10 protein-coding genes are annotated in these 19,466 nt (G+C 71.1%); 8 read left to right on the top strand and 2 right to left on the bottom strand.

Annotation, left to right across the window (positions count from 1 at the left end):
- Nucleotides 1-293 precede the first annotated feature (293 nt).
- The 3 genes from ACSP50_RS44240 to araD all read left to right on the top strand — a co-directional run bounded on the left by ACSP50_RS44240 (nt 294) and on the right by araD (nt 10,139).
- Nucleotides 294-7,934, top strand: coding sequence for a DUF4011 domain-containing protein (locus tag ACSP50_RS44240; protein WP_231956722.1), 7,641 nt, complete (start codon nt 294-296; stop codon nt 7,932-7,934).
- Nucleotides 7,935-8,218: 284 nt separating this feature from the next.
- Nucleotides 8,219-8,998, top strand: a complete 780-nt coding sequence (locus tag ACSP50_RS26665) for an MBL fold metallo-hydrolase (protein ID WP_014692407.1) — start codon at nt 8,219-8,221, stop codon at nt 8,996-8,998.
- Nucleotides 8,999-9,422: 424 nt separating this feature from the next.
- Nucleotides 9,423-10,139: an L-ribulose-5-phosphate 4-epimerase AraD gene (araD, locus tag ACSP50_RS26660; protein ID WP_014692406.1), complete on the top strand. Its 717-nt coding sequence runs from the start codon at nt 9,423-9,425 to the stop codon at nt 10,137-10,139.
- Between the two features lie 220 nt (nt 10,140-10,359).
- Here araD and ACSP50_RS44660 read toward each other — a convergent pair whose 3' ends face one another.
- Together ACSP50_RS44660 and ACSP50_RS26650 are read right to left on the bottom strand one after the other, a co-directional pair.
- The gene (locus tag ACSP50_RS44660) at nt 10,360-11,226 is read right to left on the bottom strand and encodes a hypothetical protein (RefSeq protein ID WP_155123632.1); all 867 of its coding nucleotides are present in this window, start codon (nt 11,224-11,226) and stop codon (nt 10,360-10,362) included.
- Nucleotides 11,227-11,878: 652 nt separating this feature from the next.
- Nucleotides 11,879-12,895, bottom strand: a complete 1,017-nt coding sequence (locus tag ACSP50_RS26650) for a LacI family DNA-binding transcriptional regulator (RefSeq protein WP_043515473.1) — start codon at nt 12,893-12,895, stop codon at nt 11,879-11,881.
- Between the two features lie 339 nt (nt 12,896-13,234).
- On the opposite strand from ACSP50_RS26650, the gene ACSP50_RS26645 reads away from it, so the two are divergent.
- The 5 genes from ACSP50_RS26645 (at nt 13,235) to araA (ending at nt 19,339) form a co-directional block, all read left to right on the top strand.
- Nucleotides 13,235-14,218, top strand: a complete 984-nt coding sequence (locus ACSP50_RS26645) for an ABC transporter substrate-binding protein (protein WP_231957054.1) — start codon at nt 13,235-13,237, stop codon at nt 14,216-14,218.
- 72 nt (nt 14,219-14,290) lie between these two features.
- Entirely contained in the window at nt 14,291-15,823 is a 1,533-nt protein-coding gene (locus ACSP50_RS26640; protein ID WP_014692402.1) for a sugar ABC transporter ATP-binding protein, read from the top strand.
- Nucleotides 15,820-16,839, top strand: coding sequence for an ABC transporter permease (locus ACSP50_RS26635; RefSeq protein ID WP_014692401.1), 1,020 nt, complete (start codon nt 15,820-15,822; stop codon nt 16,837-16,839). The genes ACSP50_RS26640 and ACSP50_RS26635 overlap by 4 nt, the downstream gene beginning before the upstream one ends.
- On the top strand, nt 16,836-17,858 hold the full coding sequence (gene yjfF / locus ACSP50_RS26630) for a galactofuranose ABC transporter, permease protein YjfF (protein ID WP_014692400.1): 1,023 nt from the start codon (nt 16,836-16,838) through the stop codon (nt 17,856-17,858). Before ACSP50_RS26635 ends, yjfF begins: the two co-directional genes overlap by 4 nt.
- Complete coding sequence (araA, locus tag ACSP50_RS26625) at nt 17,855-19,339, top strand: L-arabinose isomerase (protein ID WP_014692399.1); 1,485 nt, start codon at nt 17,855-17,857, stop codon at nt 19,337-19,339. Before yjfF ends, araA begins: the two co-directional genes overlap by 4 nt.
- Nucleotides 19,340-19,466 lie beyond the last annotated feature (127 nt).

Below are 19,466 nucleotides of genomic sequence, written 5' to 3'. Positions count from 1 at the left end.
CATGACCTGTGCTCGGCCGGGCCGGTGACCTGCGGGTCGGGCAGATCGTGGTCGGTCCGACCGGGCTGATCGTGGTCGCTGCCAACCGGTCCCCGATCCGCCTCCAAGTCCGCCCGGCTCGCCGGGCTGGTGCCAGTGGTGCTGGTGGTGCTGATGTTATTGCCAGTTGGCCCGATCCGTGCGGAACGTCGGATTAACCCGAAAAAACGCCACCATGCGGCCCGTCGCCTTGCTGGAATGGAAAAATGCGGTGGGATCAATCGGACGGGTTGACCGGGCGGCCTGATGCCCGTGTGCGGGCGACGCTGGAACAATGGCGGGATGGGCTGCTCGACCTGACCGGCGCCAATCCGCTGATCGACGTGCGGACGACGGCGCCCGGGGTGGTCGAGATCGTCAGCCCGTCGCCGCGCAGCGTCGTAGAGGCGCTGCAGCAGGGCCGCGAGTGCGGTTTCCTGGGCATCGAGGAGCAGGCGGAAGGTCCCCGGCCCCGGGCCGCCCACGTCTTCCAGACCACGATGGCCGACGCCGAGATGGACGCCACCCTGCGGGCGCTGCGCCGCGCAGCCCGGCGCGACCTGCTCGAACAGGGCGTTGCCACGCTCTACCTGGGGCTCGGCACGGTTCGCTGGCGCGACGGCGCCAACGAGCACATCAGCCCGATCCTGCTGATCCCGGTGGACCTGATCACCCCGGATCCGGAGGATTACCCGCGGCTGCGGGTCCGCGCCGAGGACCCGATGGTCAACCCGGCTCTGGACATCTGCCTGCGCCGACACAGCATCGAGTTGCCTGCGGTGGACAGCCTGGCGGCGCTGGACGTCACGGTGTTCTGGGCGCGGCTCGACGCCGCCCTCGGCGACCACCCGGACTGGCACTCCGACGAGTCGGTGCTGCTCGCCCGGTTCGCCGTGCACCGCGAGGTGATGTACACCGACCTGCTCGACCACGAGCGGCAGATCCTGTCCCACCCGGTGGTCCGGGCGCTGGCCACCGCACCCGAGGCGCAGGCCGACGCGTTCAAGTTCGAGGTGATCTCCGGCCGCCGGATCGACGAGGTGGCCGCCCCGGACGACGTGCCGCTGGTGCTGGACGCCGACGCCGCACAGCGGGCGTGCATCATCGCCGCCCTGCACGGCCGCAGCTTCGTGATGCGCGGCGCGCCCGGCACCGGCAAGTCGCAGACCATCGCCAACATGGTCGCCGGTCTGCTGCACGCCGGCCGGCGGGTGCTGCTGGTCGCCGAGAAGGCCGCCGCTCTGGACACCGTCCGCGAACGCCTGGAACCCGCCGGCCTGCACGACTATCTGCTCGAACTGCACAGCGGCCGGACCGGCCGGGACCACGTGGCCGCTGCCCTGGCCGCCGCCCTCGACTTCATCCCGCTGCCGCCGCCGGATCTGTCCACCGACGAACGGGAGGCGTTGCGCGAGCACCGGCAGCGGCTCAACGCATACGCCGAGGCGATGAACGAGGTCCGCGAACCGCTCGGCCACCGCCTGCACGACGTGCTCGGCATGTGCGCGCAGATGACCGATGTGCCGCAGGCTCCGGCCCCGGCCGAGCTGCCGATCCCGCTGACCACCCAGTCCCTGCAGCGCGTCCGGGACGCCGCCGAGCGTCTCGGCCGCAACTGGCGACCGGCCCGGGAGGGCGACGACTTCCTCTGGCACGACGTGATCGACCGCAACCGGCTCGACGCCCGGCTGCATCAGGCGCAGGCTGCCCTGGACCACCTGTGCGAGGCCATCGAACGAGACCCGCTCGCCGACGCCTTCCTGATCAGCTCGATCGGCGAGGCGATCACCCTGACCACCCTGGTCGGGCACGCCGCCCGCCGGCCGGCCGAGGCCGCCGACGATTGGCTCACGATGGCCAGCCTGGAGCCGGTGGCCCGGGCCGCCGAGGGCCTGCTGCGCCACCTGAAGACGCTGCACCAGGCGGAGGATGCGGTCCGCGCCAAGGCCGGAGCCACCTGGAGCGCGTTGCCCGCCCCGGCCAAGCTGCCGATCATCCCGACCCTGCTGCACCTGAACCCGCCCGCGGTCGAGTTGCTGCCGCTGACCGCCGCACAGGCGCGCGGGCTGGCCCGCCGCTTCGCCGACGAGGCGGACCGGCTGGAACAGCACCAGCACAGCCTGGACCGGGTGACCGCCCGGCTCGGTCTGCCGAACGTGGTGGCCTTCACCGACCTGCCCCGGCTGACCGCGATCGTCGACCTGCTGTCCCGCCCGGACAAGCCGGAACCTGCCTGGTTCGACAGTCTCGGCATGAACGCCGCGCACGCCGCGATGCGGAATCTGCGCCGGGTGGTCAACGTGGTCAAGGCCGCCGAGAGCCGGGCCCGCGAGCACTTCAGTGACAACGCCCTGGTCGAGCCGGTGGACGAGCTCGCCGAGCGATTCGCCCATCAGCACAAGGGCCTGCGGAAGCTGAGCGCGCAGTCGCGGCGGGACAAGAAGGCCGCCGCCGACATCGCCCGGCCGGACGTCAAGCGGTCGCAGGCGGTCGCCAACCTGAACGCGGCCGCCGCCTGGAAGCGTGCGCTGCAGGAGCTCGCGGAGGCCGAGCAGGAGTACGCCGGCATCCTCGGCAAGCACTGGCAGGGCCAGGACACCGACTTCGACGCGATCGAGCGGGCACTGCGGACCGCCGCGCAGACCCTTGAGGTCACCCCGCCGGAGGCGCTGCCCACCCTGATCGAGCGGATCTGCGCGCCGACCCCGAACAGCGCGATCATCCGGATCGTCGGCGAGGCCGGCAAGGAGTTCGAACGCTGGACCGCGGCGCTGCGCCCACCGCCCGAGCCCGCGCCCCGCCCACAGCTGGCCACCGGCCCGATCCACGACGCGGTGACCTGGCTGCGCGCCCACGTCGAGCCGTTCACCGCGGTAGCCGAGCTGGTCCAGGCCTACAGCGCGGCCGCCGGCCGGGACTTCACCCTGGCCGAGGCGGCGGCGATCGGACTGCTCCGGGAGAGCGCGTCGGAGGCCGCCGCAGCCCTGTCGGCCAACGCCAAGGAGTACGCCAAGGTCCTCGGCCCCGCCTACCGTGGCACGCAGACCGACGTGGAGGCGCTCGCCACCGCGATGGCCTGGACCTCCGAGGCTCGCCGGATCCGCAACGGCGCGGACATCGCGTTCACCCTCGAGCAGGCCGAACTGCTCAGCCGGACGCGTCCCTCGGACACCCTGCCGGCCCGGGTCGCCGAGTGGCAGGCCGCCCGCGACTGGATCCTGCGCGCCTTCGCGCCCAGCCGGCACCCGGCCCTCAGCGCCGCTCTCGACGAGCGGGACACCTCCCGGGAACTGCTGCGCGAACTGCTCGACGACACACGCGGCCAGCAGGAGTGGTTCGACTGTCAGACGGCCCGCGCGGTCCTGGCCGAGCACGGTCTGGACCCGGTGGTCGACTTCTGCATCCGTGAGGATCTGCCGGTCGAGCAGCTCCTGCCGGTGCTGGGCCGGGCGCTCTTCCAGTCCTGGGCCGACGCGATCATCCGGTCCGACGACCGGCTGGCCCCACTCGACGCGGTCTCCCGCGACCGGCTGGTCGACGAGTTCCGGCTCTGGGACGCCGGGCTGCAGCGCGCCGCCGCGGCCGAGGTGATGAACGCGGTCGACGCGCTGCAACCGGCGGAGGCCGCGGCCGGCGAGGCGGCGATGCTGCGCGCCGCGGCTGCCCAGCAGGGCCGCCGCCTGCCGGTTCGGGACCTGTTCGCGCGTACCGCCCGGGCGGCGATGGCGGTCAAGCCCTGCCTGGTCATGTCGCCGGCCGACGTGAGCCGTCTGCTCCCGCCCGACCTGCACTTCGACGTCGTGATCATCGACGAGGCGTCCCGGGTGCCGGTGCCGGACGCGATCACCTGCGCCTACCGTGGCAACGCCCTGGTGGTCTGCGGCGACGACCGGCAGCTCACCGCGACACCGATCCCCGGCGGCGACTCCCGTTCGATCCTGGAGCAGGCGCTCAGTTGCGACGCGTTCCGCGTCCTCGACCTGACCACGCATTACCGCAGCCGCGACGAGTCGCTGATCGCGTTCGCCAACCACGCCTTCTATCAGGGGCGCCTGCACACCTTTCCGGCGTTCGCGCCGGCCGGGCCGGACCGGGGCGTGCAGCTCTACCCGGCCATCGGCGACATGCCGCTCGCCGACCTGGTCGCGACCCGGGTCGCCCACCATTTCGTCACGCGGCCGGATCTCAGCCTCGGCGTGGTGGTGTGCACCGCCGAGGACGGCTACGAGATCGAGGCCGCGGTCGCCGACATGATCGTGCCGCCCGAGGACGACCGGCTGCGCGGTTTCTTCATCAAGGGCCTGGACGCCGTCCAGGGCGATGAGCGCGACGTGGTGATCTTCGCGATCAACGGCGACCTGGACGGGCTCTCCGGACCGGACGGCTGGCGCCGCCTCAACGTGGCGACCACCCGCGCCCGGCGCCGGCTCGAAGTGGTGTCCGCGGTCCGCGCCCGGGATCTCTCGGAGAACGACGTCAGCCTCCGCCACCTGGCCGACTTCCTGGAGTACGCCGCCCGCGGCATCCACGCGCTGGGCCTGGAGGACTCGCACCCGGGGGAGTCGCAGACCCCGTTCGAGGACTCGGTCCGGGACGTCATCCGCGGCTGGGGTTACCGGGTCAGCACCCGGGTCGGGGCCGGCGCCTACCGGATCGACCTGGCGGTCCGCCGCTCCGCCCGGCGCAACGCCCCCTACGCTCTCGGCATCGAGTGCGACGGCACCACGTACGACTCGGCGCCGACCGCCCGGGACCGGGACCGGATCCGCGAGCAGGTGCTCGACAGTCTCGGCTGGAAGCTGCACCGGATCTGGGGCACCGCCTGGTACCTCGACCGGGACCGCGAGGAGACCCGTCTGCTGGCCGCCATCCAGGACGCGTTCGCCGGGCTCCCCGACGAGGAGGCGCCACCGGAACTGGGCGTCGCCACCGCGCCGGACCAGCCGGAAGACATCGCGCACGCCGCGCCCGCACCGGCAGACGCCGTCGAGTACCCGGTCGCGGAGGCGGCGGAGGGCTACGGCGCCGGCTACGCCGACACCGCCGGGGAGACGCCCGCTCCGCGGACGACCCGATTGGCGTACGACGAAGTCGTGGCCGCCGTCCCCGCAGCGCAAGCCGCGCCATCGTCCGGCACCGTCTATGCGACTGCCGCGGCGCCGGTGTCCACGTTCACCCAGGCGGCCTCCGACGAGCAGGTTCGGACATTCACCGGGTCGGCATTCACCGAGTCGGCATCCGCCGAGCCGGTCGCACGGGTGACCACCGAGAGCTCGGGCGGCGGATACCCCGACGCCTCCGCTGACTCCGGTCTCGACCTCGCCGAGCGGGAAGGTCTCTTCGCCTGGACCGACGCCGACGACGCCGGGGTGGCCCAGACGGAGGCCGCCGCCGAGGCGGACCTCGCCGACGCCCACGACGCCGACGACCGCCGTGTCACCGAGGCCGCTCTGATCGCCGGCCTCGGCCTCCGCGGGAGCAGGGCTTCGTCGACCGGTATGCCCACCACCGGTGACGTGGCCGAGTTCGAGGAGTCCGCCGGTCCGCCCGACGACGGCGCCCTCGACGAGCGGGTCCCGCTGATGGGCGGCGACCTGCCGGCTCAGTCCGTCGGGGCCACACCCGACGAGCCGGTTGTCGCCGAGACCTCCGAGGCCGGCATCGCCGTCTCGGCCGGGGAACGGCTGGCCCACGCCGATCACTCCGGTCTGGCCGGTGTCGCGGCCGAGTTCGCCTTTGCGCAGGCCGGTGCTGAGGAACTCGCCGCCGCCGAGGCCTACCTGGGCGCCAACCTGGAGGCCGCGATCGCTCAGCTCCGTGCCGGCGGGAGTGAGTCCGCCGAGTGGCCGGTCGAGCCGGACGGCGCTCCGGCCGAGCCGGCCATGACCGCGACCCATGCCGACAGTGGTGCTGCGGCCCGAACCGACACCGCTGCCACCAGCGACGACAACGGCTCCTGGTCCGCTCCTGCGATGGACAACCCGGTTCGGGCCGAGTGGCCCTTCGCCAGTCGGGCCGAGTCCCCGTCCCGCTCCGACTGGTCCGCTGCGGCGGAGTCGCACCCGGAGCCCCCCGTACCCGGGAGCGACCCGGCGGTCGGCTCGCCCCTGCAGCCGCTTGCCGTCGGCTCCGAAGCCGACCGGTCGATCGCCGAGGCTGGCGTGGACTGGTCCGCGGACGCCGAGGAAGCCGTCGTGGAAGTCCAGGAGGAGTCCACCATCCGGGCGGAGTGGCCGTTCGCCAGCCGGGCCGAGGCGCCCGAACGCGTCGCATGGCCCGCGGCCGGGGACCGGCCCGGGGTCCAGGAGATCTCCTGGCCGACGGCTGACCGGAACACTGGTGATCAGGAACCTCGGGTCCAGGATGTCGCGTGGCCTACGGCTGAACGTCCGGGGGGAACCCGTGCCGGCCGGGAGCCAGAGGTCAGGGAGGTCGCATGGCCGACGACCGGGCAGCCGACCAGCCGGGAGCCGCAGGTCAGGAACGTGGAGTGGCCGGTCGCCGAGCGCGAGGAGCGGACGGCCGCCGACCGGGAGCCGCGCGTGCAGCGGGTCGAGTGGCCCACTGCGACCCGCGAGGAAGGGGTCCAGTGGTCCGCCGCCACCGATGAGCCGATCCAGCCGGCCGGACGGCGAGTCTCCTCCGTCGAGTGGCCCACCGCCGGAGCCGAACCGGCCGAGCGGCGAGTGTCGTCCGTCGAGTGGCCCGCCGCCACGCGGGAGGAGCCGGCTCAGGGCACCGCATGGCCGTCGGATACCAGGGCGCGGGAGGCCGGAACCGTGTCGTGGCCGGTGGTGAGCCGGGACGACCAGACTTCTGCCAGCCGGGAGGATCTCGCCGAGGTGGCCGCCCGCTTCGGGGTCGGCACCGAGGAATTGGCCGCAGCCGCCGCGCAATTCCTGGCCGGGCTGCACGAGACCGCGGAACCCGCCGACCGTCTCGACGCGATCTCGCAGATCCGGGCCGAACTCACCGAGTCCGCCAACCTGGAACCGGAACTGGCCGATGCGGCCGCCGCCGTGGCCGAGCAGTCGCTGCTCGGCGTCAGGGCCGAGCGTCCCGACTGGTTCCTGGAGATGGTGGGGCAGCCGGACCTGGCCGCCGCGGTGGCCGAGTTCGAGGAGACGATGGCCGCACCGCCCGGCTGGACCCATCCGAGCGTCGCCACCACCGGACCGCATCTCGCCGGCGCGCACCAGCCCGACCCCGTGCTCGGTTCGGAGACGATGCTGCAGGAGGAGACCCGGCAGGATGTCACGGCCCGGGCCGCCGAGACGACCGGGGCGGCGGGGGCGCACACCGGCGAGTGGGCACACCCGTACCGGAAAGCGGACCTGCCCCCGCTGCCGGCCGGCGCCGTGCTCACCGACCCGAGCCTGCGGCCGGAACTGATCGCCGCCGTGCGAAGGCTGGCCGAGATCGAGGGCCCGGTGCACATCAACGTCGCCCTGCAACGCATGCGCGAGCAGTGGGACCTGGCCCGGATCAGCCGGCCGGCCCGCACCGCGATCGAGGCCGCGATCGAGGAGGCCGGAGTCGCCTGGGACGGCACCTTCCTCGGCGACCCCGACCAGGACATCCCGGTGGTCCGGCAGCGGGCGGACGGGGTGGCCCGCAAGGCCGACCAGGTCTCCGACGCCGAGCTCGCGATTGCTCTGGAGAATCTGGTGATCGACGGGGGCGTGCTGCCGGTGGACGAGTTGCTGGCCGCGGTGACCAAACTTTACGGCTGGTCGTCGCGCCGCTCGGCGGAACTCGACGCCCGGCTCACCGGCATGATGGCCGACCTGGTCGCTGAGGGCCACCTGCTCCAACAGCCGAACGGCCTGGCCGCCGCGCACGGCCTGCCCGACCCTCTCCAGCTCTCCCGTCATGAATCCGGTCACCGCCACGCGCATCACACCACCCGTCACTGAGATTCGGCCCCAGCGCACGGCCCGACGCCGGCTGCCCCGCATGGTGGGGGTGGCCGGGGGCCTCGTCTCGGCCGCCGTGTCCGGTGTGCGGATCAGGTTGGACCCCGGCGCCACCGGCGGTCAAGGAGGGGTAGGTCACGCGAAAAATTTAGGCTCGTGAGCTGCAGAAATGGCTCATTGTCGGGGCATTGTGAACCCCTCCCGCCCCTGGCCCCTGTCACCTCGCTCCGGCACGGCGTACCGTCGCGGCACCGGCAGGCGAATGCGGCGAGAGCGAGGACCAGATGCGGGTGCACCACCTCAACTGCGGCACGTTGCGGCCGCCCGGCGGTGACCTGGTCTGTCACGTTCTCCTCGCCGAGTCCGATGCCGGTCTGGTGCTGATCGACACCGGCTTCGGCCTGGCCGACATCGCTGATCCGGCGACCCGGATCGGCCCGCCACGACACCTGCTGCGCCCCGCGCTGCGACGTGCGGAGACCGCGGTGGCCCAGGTCGAGCGGCTCGGGTTCCGACCGTCCGACGTGCGTCACATCGTGGTGACCCACTTCGACATCGACCACATCGGTGGCCTCGCCGACTTCCCGCACGCCCGGGTGCACGTCACCGCCGCGGAGGCCGAGGGAGCTCTGCGTGCTCCGACCCGCGGGGAACGCCGGCGATTCCGCAGTGCCCAGTGGTCACACGGCCTCGATCTGGTCGAACACACCGCCGACGGGGAGCGGTGGCGAGGCTTCGCCGCGGCCAAGGAGCTCACCGAGATCGGCCCGGGCGTCGTCCTGATCCCGATGCCCGGCCACACCCGGGGACATGCCTGCGTCGCGGTCGACTCCGGCGACCGCTGGCTCCTGCACTGTGGCGACGCCTTCTATCACCGCAACACCCTGACCGGCGCCCCGGTGCCGCTCGGTCTCCGGCTCGCGGAGATCGGCGTCGCCTTCGACCGCACGCTGGTTCGTGCCAACCATGCCCGTCTCGCCGCCCTCCACCAGCGCGCCGAGCCCGATCTGACCCTTCTCTCCTCCCATGACCCGGTCATCTTCGCCAGCCTCGCCGGCCACTGACCCCCCTTCCGGCGATCCGCGGTCGCCGCGGTCCGTGCCGCGGTCCGTGCCCGGATCTGTGCCGCGGTCCGTGCCCCGGTCCGTGCCCGGATCTGTGCCGCGGTCCGTGCCGCGGTCCGGGTAGCGGGCCGTGCCCGGATCCGTGCCGCGGTCCGTGCCCCGGTCCGGGTAGCGGTCCGTGCTCGGGTCCGGGTCGCGCGGGGAGGGCCGCATGAGCTGCGGAGGATAGTGACTGTTTGCGCTCACAGTTGACTTGGACTCGGGCGGGTGAGGCGCGAGTTGACGGCGGGCGCGAAGTTGCGGCTTCTGGGTCTTCGGGCTGGCCCCGATGTGGAAGCGGGGACTTCGGGTTTAGCGCGGACGCGTCTGATCCAGTAGAGTGAGCGCTAACAATCGGGGTTCGGAAGCTGAGGATGGCGGCGACGTGACTATCGGGTCGGAGGCTCTGCGCCGGGACGTGTGGCTGGCCAACCAGGTGATTCCGGAGGCTGGTCTGGCCCAGCTGACCTGGGGAAACGTTAGCGGTGTGGATCGGGAGGGTGGTTTTTTCCTGATCAAGCCGTCCGGGGTTTCCTACGGTGATCTGACCGCGGACATGTTGGTTCCGGTGAATCTTGAAACCGGCAAGGTGCTCGCCGGGGATCTGCGGCCGTCGGTGGACACCGAGTCGCATCGTGCGTTCTACCTGGCGTGGCCCTCGATCGGGGGGATCACGCACACGCATTCGACGAACGCGGTGGCTTTCGCTCAGGCGAATCGGGATATTCCCGTGCTCGGGACCACGCACGCGGACACTTTCAACGGGCCGGTGCCGGTGACCCGCGGGCTTACCGCTGAGGAGTGCGCGCACGACTACGAGTTCAACACCGGCCGGGTGATCATCGAGCTGATCGGTGACGACGAGGCGGCGGCCGCGATGCCGGCCGCTCTGGTCGCCAACCATGGGCCGTTCACCTGGGGTGTCAGCCCGAAGAAATCGGTCGAGCACGCGATCATCGTCGAGGCGGTCGCCGACATGGCGATCCGCACCCTGGCGATCAACCCGCAGGCGTTCACGCCGCAGCACTTGCAGGAACGGCATTTCAAGCGTAAGCACGGCCCGGGCGCCTACTACGGCAATCCCGGCGCCGCCAAGGCCTGACCCGCGCGAGCGCATCCGTAGCCGGTGGTTCGCGGCAGCGAGCAACCGGCGCCGAACAGTACGCGATGCGCACGCGGGTGGGCCCTGTCGGGACGACGCCCCACCCTGGCTCGGATCACCGAGCGGGGCGGGGTGACGTTCCGCCGGCCCGGGCGTAGCTGGGAGCATCGCCCGGGCCGGCAAACCTTCCCCGCACATGTCCACGCCGTTCCGGACGTGATCAGTAGGCCGGCGGGTGGGTGAGGTCCCGGACGAGGGCACTGACTCGTTGCCGAAAACCGGGAATTGCGGCGCGCCTGTTGCCGGAACGAGGGAGCGGGACCCGGGTGTTGCGGGTCGCCGGCTCCCGGCTCGTTGTCGGCGCTGCGTTGCCTCGGACGCCCGCAGACCCGGCGCCGGTTTGTCCGAGAGCAGCGGTGGCCGCCGTGGAATCGTCGGTCGTGCCGGTTCCCGCGATGCCAGCGGTGGGCTCGTGGTCGCTGGCGGTGGGCTGGTGCCTGGTGGCAGTGGCGGTGGTGGGCTCGTGGTTGGCGGCGGTGGTCGTGGCGGGCTCGTGGCCGGCGGCGGTGGGTGTGGTGGGCTGCTCGTGGCCGGCGGCGGTGGCAGTGGTGGATTCGTGGCTGGCGGCGGTGGGCGTGGCGGGCTTGCGCCTGGTTGTTGCCGGTCCATTGGTGGCTGGGCCATCGTGGCTGCGGAGTTCGGCGGTGCGCTGGTGGGGGATTTCCGCGGGGACTGGGGCCTGGCTCGGGGTGTGCCAGGTGAAGTGGGTGCCGGACAGGGTGACGGTGGCGCCGGGTGGGCAGAGGCCGGTTTCGCGGTCGTCGGGGGCTGGGGAACGGCCGTAGCTGATCATCAGGCTGGTGGTGGTGGTCTCCGGGTCGGTGTGGACTGCCCAGATCTCGCCGTATCCGATGAGGTTGTTGCCGGCTGGAGTCAGGACGGCGCCGCGACCGCGGAGGGTGATGGTGGTGTCGTGGCCGTGGTTGTCACGGATGTGCAGGGTGCCGGAGAGCCGGGGGTGCCGGCGACGCCACCACCCTGGGACGGCGGGTTCCGTGGTCAATCCGCTCACCTGTCCTTTCCTCATCGAAGCAGGTTGCGCCCGAAATTTCGGGAAATTTTGGCTTTAGGGTGATGCCTGGCATCGGAGCGGGGCGTGACATGGCTGTGCCGGCGAGGGAAGGTCCGCCCTGAGCGCCCGCCGGGCGACCACGGGAAGCGACCTGGCGGCAGGATGCGCGGTGATAGACGGCGCAACGTGGTGAGACGGCGCCGCGGTCCACGGCGGGCGCGCGGTCGTGGCAGGCCGCACCGAGCGGGACAGATATGCCGTGCTGGGGCGGCGTGCGGTCAGTGACGGCCACGGGGGCGGCGGCGGGCCGCGCGGCGTGGGGTGCAGGCGCGGCGTGCAGTGAAGACGCGGCGTGCGGTGCAGGTGCGGCGTGCAGTGGAGGCGCGGCGTGCAGTGGAGGCGCGGCGTGCAGTGGAGGTGCGGCGTGCAGTGCAGGCGCGGTTACGGATCGGTGTGCGGTCGGTGACGGCCACGGGGCGGTAGCGGAGTGTGCGGCGCGGGACGGGCGCGTGGTCAGGGCGCCCACAGGCCTGGCGGGCGGAGGCGCGGCCGGAGAAGGGCGGCGCACGGTGGTGGCCCGCCGGGTGGGGGCGGGCCCGGGAGATGACCGTGTGTCGCCGTCGAACACCCCTCGGACTGTAACCGGCGGGGGCGGTCAGGTCGCGGTTCATTCACCGCCAAGGGTGAGGGGACGCCGCGGGCCGGTGCTGGAGCGCAGCACGAGTTCCGGTTGGACCACCACGTTGGACAGGGGGCCGTCCGTCTCCTCCTGCGCCATGTGGTCCAGGAGCAGAGCCAGCGCGCGGCGCCCCATTTCTCCGAAATCTTGGTGAATAGTGGTCAGTGGCGGTAAAAAGTAGCCGGAGTCGGGCATGTCGTCGAAGCCGACCACCGACACGTCCTCGGGCACCCGTCGCCCAGCCTCGTGCAGCGCCCGCAGCACACCCAGCGCGATCCGGTCGTTGGCGCAGAATACCGCCGTCACCGCCGGGTCCGCGGCCAGCCGCCGGCCCTGCTCGTACCCGGCGGCCGCGTCCCACCAGCCGGGGGTGATGGGGGGCACCGCCGCCCCGGCCGCCGACAGGGTCTCCCGCCAGCCGTCGACCCGGGCCTGCGCCTCCGGCCAGTCGGGTGGCCCGGCCGCGTGGTGCACCGTGGCGTGCCCGAGGTCGAGCAGGTGCCGGGTGGCGAGCCGCGCGCCGGCCGCGTTGTCGACGCGGACGGTGGGGAACGGGTCGGCACCGGTGCCGGCGCCGCCGACGGCCACGCAGGCGAGTCCACTGGGGGCGTGGGTGAGGGCCGTGGTCACCGCCGGCTTCGGGGCGATCGCGATGATCCCGTCGACGTCGTGCTGGGCGAGCCGGTCGACCGCTTCCAGGACCGGCCGGTGCGCCAGCTCGCGGACCGTGGCGACGCTGACCAGGTAGCCGGCGGCCCGGGCCGCGCTCTCGATGCCGTACAGCATCGATTCGGGGCCGAACAGGGTGGTCTCGAAGCCGATGATGCCCAGCGTGCGGGATTCCCGGGTGGCCAGGGTGCGGGCCGCCAGGTTGCGCCGGTAGTTGAGCGAGCGCATCGCGGCGAGCACGCGTTCCCGGGTCTCCGCCCGCACGTTGGGATGATCGTTGATCACCCGGGACACGGTCTGGTGGGAGACGCCGGCCAGTTTCGCGACGTCGCGCATGACGCTCCCGCGCTCCTTGCCGGAGCGCGGCCGGGTCGCGGTGAAGGGCATCTGGGCAGCCGGTCCGAGGTCCGGCGCCGGGTCTGTGGTCGGCATTGGACGATATCTACCAGGTGACCGTCTGCTGGCCCTGGGTGAGATCGCCGTTTTGGCAACCTCTTGGAAACAACGAATCTGCTCTCTTGACGCGCACGATGAGAACGGTAACACTCACGAAACGAAAGCTGTGACGGCGCTCGCAGCTACTCGATGAACTCCTGGTACTGACACGTATATGCCAGTGCTGGCTCCTTTGTTAACGGTAACAGTTTGATGGAGGTTAAGGTGCGCGTGAAGTTGATGGCGGCGGCGCTGACGGGCATGCTGGCCGTGTCCGCGCTCGCCGGTTGCGGCAGCAAGAGCGACGACGCCGGTTCCGGTTCGGCGAACTCCGGCGGGAGCGGCAAGAAGCTGGTCCTCGGCTTCTCCCAGGTCGGTGCGGAGAGTGGCTGGCGCACCGCGAACACCAAGTCGATCCAGGAGGCGGCGGCCGCCGCGGGCTTCGAGCTCAAATTCTCGGACGCCCAGGGCAAGCAGGAGAACCAGATCTCCGCGATCCGCAGCTTCATCACCCAGCACGTGGACGTCATCGCGTTCTCGCCGGTGGTCACCTCCGGCTGGGACTCGGTGCTCAAGGACGCCAAGGACGCCGGCATCCCGGTGATCCTGACCGACCGTGCGGTCGACTCGCAGGACCTCTCCCTCTACAAGAGCTTCCTCGGCTCGGACTTCGTCAAGGAGGGCAAGGAGGCCGGCGACTGGCTGGTCAAGCAGTACGAGGGCAAGTCGGACCCGGTGAACGTGGTCGAGCTGTCCGGCACCACCGGTTCGGCCCCGGCGATCGACCGGCAGAAGGGCTTCGCCCAGGCGATCACGGCCAACCCGAACATCAAGATCGTCAAGTCGCAGACCGGTAACTTCACCCGGGCCGAGGGCAAGACGACGATGCAGGCGATCCTCCAGTCCACCCCGAAGATCGACGTGCTGTACGCCCACAACGACGACATGGGCCTGGGCGCCATCGAGGCGATCGAGGCGGCCGGCAAGAAGCCCGGCAAGGACATCAAGATCATCACGGTGGACGCGGTCCACGACGGTATGCAGGCCCTGTCCGACGGCAAGATCAACTACATCGTGGAGTGCAGCCCGCTCCTCGGCCCGCAGCTGATGGACCTGGCCAAGAAGGTCAAGGACAAGCAGGACGTCCCGCAGCGTGTCCTCACCGAGGAGACCACCTTCACCCAGGAGCAGGCCAAGGCCGCGCTTCCGACCCGCAAGTACTGAGCCGGTAGTCGAAGCAGGTGCGGACCACCCCGGCAGCCCGGGGTGGTCCGCACCGCGCGAACGGAGCGCATGATGGGCGAACCAGCCACCAACCCGGTCCTCGAGATGACCGGCATCCGCAAGGTCTTCCCCGGCGTCGTCGCCCTGGACGGCGTCGACTTCCGTTTGTACCCCGGCGAGGTGCACGCCCTGATGGGTGAGAACGGCGCCGGCAAATCCACCCTGATCAAGGTGCTCACCGGCGTCTACGAGATCGACGGCGGCGAGATCCGGCTCGGTGGCGACGTGGTCCGGATCGCCGGCCCGCTGGCCGCTCAGAAGGCCGGGATCAGCACCGTGTACCAGGAGGTCAACCTCTGCACCAACCTCACGGTCGCGGAGAACATCTTCATCGGCCGTGAGCCCCGCACGTTCGGCAAGATCCGCTGGGGGCAGATGCGCCGCCGGGCCACCGAGTTGCTCCAGCGCCTCGACCTGGACATCGACGTGTCCGCCCCGCTGAGCCAGTACTCGCTGGCCATCCAACAGATGGTGGCGATCGCCCGCGCCGTCGACATCTCGGCCCGCGTCCTGATCCTCGACGAGCCCACCTCCAGCCTGGACACCTCCGAGGTGGAGCAGCTGTTCCGGGTGATGCGCCGGCTCAAGGCGGACGGGGTGGCGATCCTGTTCGTCTCGCACTTCCTCGACCAGATCTACGAGATCTCCGATCGGCTCACCGTGCTGCGCAACGGCCAGCTCATCGGCGAGTACCGGACCGCCGAGCTGACCCAGGTGCAGCTGGTCGAGAAGATGATCGGCAAGGAGCTCGCCACTCTGGAAGATCTTGAGGACAAGGCACAGAGCGCCCGTACGAAGGCGGCCGCCGCCGAGCCGATCCTCGAGGCCCGGGGCCTGGGCCGGACCGGTGCGATCGCCCCGTTCGACCTGACCATCCACCAGGGCGAGGTGGTCGGCCTGGCCGGCCTGCTCGGCTCGGGCCGCACCGAGCTGGCCCGGCTGCTGTTCGGCGCCGACAAGGCGGACCAGGGCACACTCAGCGTGGACGGCAAGCCGGTGTCGCTGCGCGACCCGCAGGTGGCGATGAAGCGGGGGATCGCCTTCTCCTCGGAGAACCGCCGGACCGAGGGCATCATCGGTGACCTCAGCGTCCGGGAGAACATCATCCTGGCCCTGCAGGCCTCGCGCGGCTGGACCCGGCCGATCCCGCGCCGCAAGCAGGACGAGATCGTCGACAAGTACATCAAGGCGCTGCAGATCCGGCCGGCCGACCCGGAGCGCCCGGTGCGCAACCTGTCCGGCGGCAACCAGCAGAAGGTGCTGCTGGCCCGCTGGCTGATCACCGAGCCGCGGCTGCTCATCATCGACGAGCCGACCCGGGGCATCGACGTCGGCGCCAAGGCGGAGATCCAGAAGCTGGTCGCCGAGCTCTCCGGCGGGGGCATGGCGGTGCTGTTCGTCAGCGCCGAGCTGGAGGAGGTGCTCCGGCTCAGCCACAAGATCGCCGTGCTGCGCGACCGCCGCCTGGTCGAGGAGCTGGACAACACCGCCGGGGTCGACGCCGACCGCATCATGCAGACCATCGCCAGCGGAGCAACCTCATGACCATCCTGAAGAACCGGCTGTTCTGGCCGACCGCCATTCTCGTGGCGATGCTGATCGTGAACGTGTTCACGTCGCACCAGTTCCTCACCATCCACGACGGGCACCTGTTCGGGACGCTGATCGACATCATCCGGGGCAGCGCCCCGCTGATGCTCGTCGCGCTCGGCATGACGCTGGTCATCTCCACCGGCGGCATCGACCTGTCGGTCGGTTCGGTGATGGCGATCTCCGGCGCGGTCGCCTGTCTGCTGATCAAGGACCTGAGCGACCAGAACGCGCTCGGCGCGGTGCTGCTCATCGTGGCCGTCTCGATCGGCGTCTCGGCCGTGCTCGGCCTCTGGAACGGCGCGCTGGTCGCGGTCGTCGGGATCCAGCCGATCATCGCCACGCTGATCCTCATGGTGGCCGGTCGCGGCCTGGCCCAGCTGATCACCGACGGGCAGATCATCAACGTGCAGTCCAGCCCGTACGCGAGCATCGCCACCGGTTTCTTCCTCACCCTGCCGGTGGCCTTCCTGATCGCGATGGCGGCGGTCGCGCTGACCGCGGTGCTGACCCGGCGCACGGCCCTGGGCCTGCTGCTCGAGTCGGTCGGGGGCAGCCCGGCGGCCAGCCGGCTGGCCGGCATCCGGGCCCGCCGGATCACCATCATGGTGTACGTGGTGTCCGGCGCCCTGGCCGGCCTGGCCGGCCTGATCGTGTCCGCGGACATCAAGAGCGCGGACAGCATCCACGCCGGCAACCTGATCGAGCTGGACGCCATCCTGGCCGTGGTGATCGGGGGCACGGCGCTGATCGGCGGCCGGTTCTCGATCGTCGGCACGGTGATCGGTGCCCTGCTGATCCAGACGCTGACCGTCACGGTGGTCGGCATCGGTGTGCCGGACAAGGCCACGCTGCTGTTCAAGGCGGTCGTGGTGGTCGCCCTCTGCCTGTCCCAGTCGCCGGTCTTCCGCGAGAAGGTGTTCGGAAGATTCAAGTCGCGTCCCGCCGTGCGAGCCGAGGTCCCCGCATGAAAACCACGATCGACGCGACGCCGGAGGTCGCGCAGAACGCTCCGGTCAACCCGAGGCGCCGCGTCTACCGGCCGAACGCCAAGTACATCCCGATCCTCGCCACCCTGGTCCTGCTGCTCGCCATGTACATCGGCGGCCTGGTGAACCTGGAGCACTTCGACGACCCCCGGGTCGTGGTCAACCTGTTCCGCGACAACGCGGTGCTGCTGGTGGTCGCGGTCGGGATGACCTTCGTGATGCTCACCGGCGGCATCGACCTGTCGGTCGGCGCGGTCATCTCGCTGACCACCACGCTGACCGCCACCCTGCTCAAGGGCGGGTGGCCGCCGTTGCTGGTGCTGCCGCTGGTGCTGGTGCTGGGCGCGCTGCTCGGCGCCGGGATGGGCGCGGCCATCCACTACTTCAAGGTGGAGCCGTTCATCGCCACGCTGGCCGGACTGTTCTTCGCCCGGGGGCTGGCGCTCTACATCAACCAGGAGTCCATCCCGATCCGGGACAAACTCTGGGTGACCCTTTCCGACCTGCGGATCCCGCTCTTCGATGACGTCAAGACCACGCTGATCGCGGTGGTGGCGCTGGCGGTCGTGCTGATCGCGGCCGGCGTGCTGGCCTGGACCCGGTTCGGCCGCAACGTCTACGCGATCGGCGGCAGCGCCGACTCGGCGCTGCTGATGGGCCTGCCGGTGGCCCGCACCCGGGTGCTGGTCTACACGATCAGCGGGTTCTGCGCCGCGCTCGGCGGCGTGTTGTACACGATCAACTCCACCTCGGGGCACGCGCTGCAGGGCGCCGGCACCGAGCTGGACGCGATCGCCGCCTGCGTGATCGGTGGAGTGCTGCTCACCGGCGGCTCCGGTTACGTCCTGGGCACCCTGCTCGGCGTGATGGTCTTCGGCCTGATCTCGACCATCATCAACTTCCAGGGTGACCTGAACTCGGCGTGGACCCGGATCGTCGTCGGCGTCCTGCTCTTCGGCTTCATTGTTCTGCAGCGACTGGTGACACGGAGGGCTCGATGAGCAACGGGGAAATCTGGTTCCTGACCGGCAGCCAGGGGCTGTACGGCCCGGAGACGCTGGAGCAGGTGGCGAGCCAGTCCCGGGAGATCGCCGCGCAGCTGGACGCGCAGCTCGACGCGGACGTGGTCTGGCAGCCGGTGCTGACCAGTGCCGAGCAGATCCTGGACGTCTGCCGGCGGGCCTCGTCGACGCCGGGCGTGCTCGGCGTGATCACCTGGATGCACACGTTCTCCCCGGCCAAGATGTGGATCGCCGGCCTGGACGCGCTGCGCGCCCCGCTGCTGCACCTGCACACCCAGCACAACGTGGCGCTGCCCTGGTCCGAGATCGACATGGACTTCATGAACCTCAACCAGGCCGCACACGGCGACCGGGAGTTCGGGTTCATCGAGGCCCGGCTCGGGGTGCCGCGCAAGACGGTGGCCGGGCACGTCAGCAACCCGGCCGTGACGGCCCGGATCGCCACCTGGGTGCGGGCCGCGCGCGGCTACTCGGCGATGCGGTCGCTGAAGCTGGCCCGGTTCGGCGACAACATGCGCGACGTGGCGGTGACCGAGGGGGACAAGGTCGAGGCGCAGCTGCGCTTCGGCGTCTCGGTCAACACCTACGGCGTCAACGACCTGGTCGCGGTCGTCGACCAGGTGACCGACGCGGAGATCGACAAGCTGGTCGACGAGTACGCCGACGTCTACGAAATCGCCGCCGAGTTGAAGAACGAGCGGGCGGAGTCGCTGCGCTACGGGGCCCGGATCGAGGCCGGTCTCCGGCAGTTCCTCACCGAGGGCGGTTTCCAGGCCTTCACCACCAACTTCGAGGACCTCGGCGGTCTGCGGCAGCTGCCCGGCCTGGCCGTGCAGCGGCTGATGGCCGACGGCTACGGCTTCGGCGGCGAGGGCGACTGGAAGACCTCGGTGCTGGTGCACACGCTCAAGGCGATGGTCCCGGGTGGCGCCACCTCCTTCATGGAGGACTACACCTACGACCTGACCCCGGGCAACGAGGTCATCCTCGGCGCGCACATGCTGGAGGTGTGCCCGTCGATCGCGGCCGGCAAGCCGAAGCTGGAGATCCACCCGCTCGGGATCGGCGGCCGCGAGGACCCCGTACGCCTGGTCTTCGACGCCGCCCCGGGTAAAGCGATCGTGCTCGGTCTCGCGGACCTGGGGGAGCGGTTCCGCCTGGTCGCCAACGAGATCGAGGTGGTCGCGCCGACCGAGCCGCTGCCGAAGCTGCCGGTCGCCCGGGCGGTCTGGAAGCCGGCGCCGTCGCTGTCCACCTCGGCCGAGTGCTGGCTGACCGCCGGCGGTCCGCACCACACCGTGCTGTCCGCCTCGGTCGGCGCCGAGGAACTGGCCGACCTGGCCGACATGGTCGGCACCGAACTGCTGCTGATCGACGAGGACACGACGACCCGGCAGTTCACCAACCAGGTGCGCTGGAACCAGGCGTACCACCGTCTGGCCCGCGGTTTCGGCCGCTGATCACACCGGTGAGAGGGCGGACGGGGCAGGCCGGTCACCGGCCTGCCCCGTTCGGTGAATCGGCTGCTGCGGGCGGGCGGCGTACGACGCAAGCGAAACGACCCGGACCGACAGCGGTCCGGGTCGT

This window comes from Actinoplanes sp. SE50/110, from assembly GCF_900119315.1.
GTDB lineage: Bacteria > Actinomycetota > Actinomycetes > Mycobacteriales > Micromonosporaceae > Actinoplanes.
Note: the sequence above shows the minus strand (reverse complement) of the source record. Positions and strands in the feature narration are given on the sequence as shown.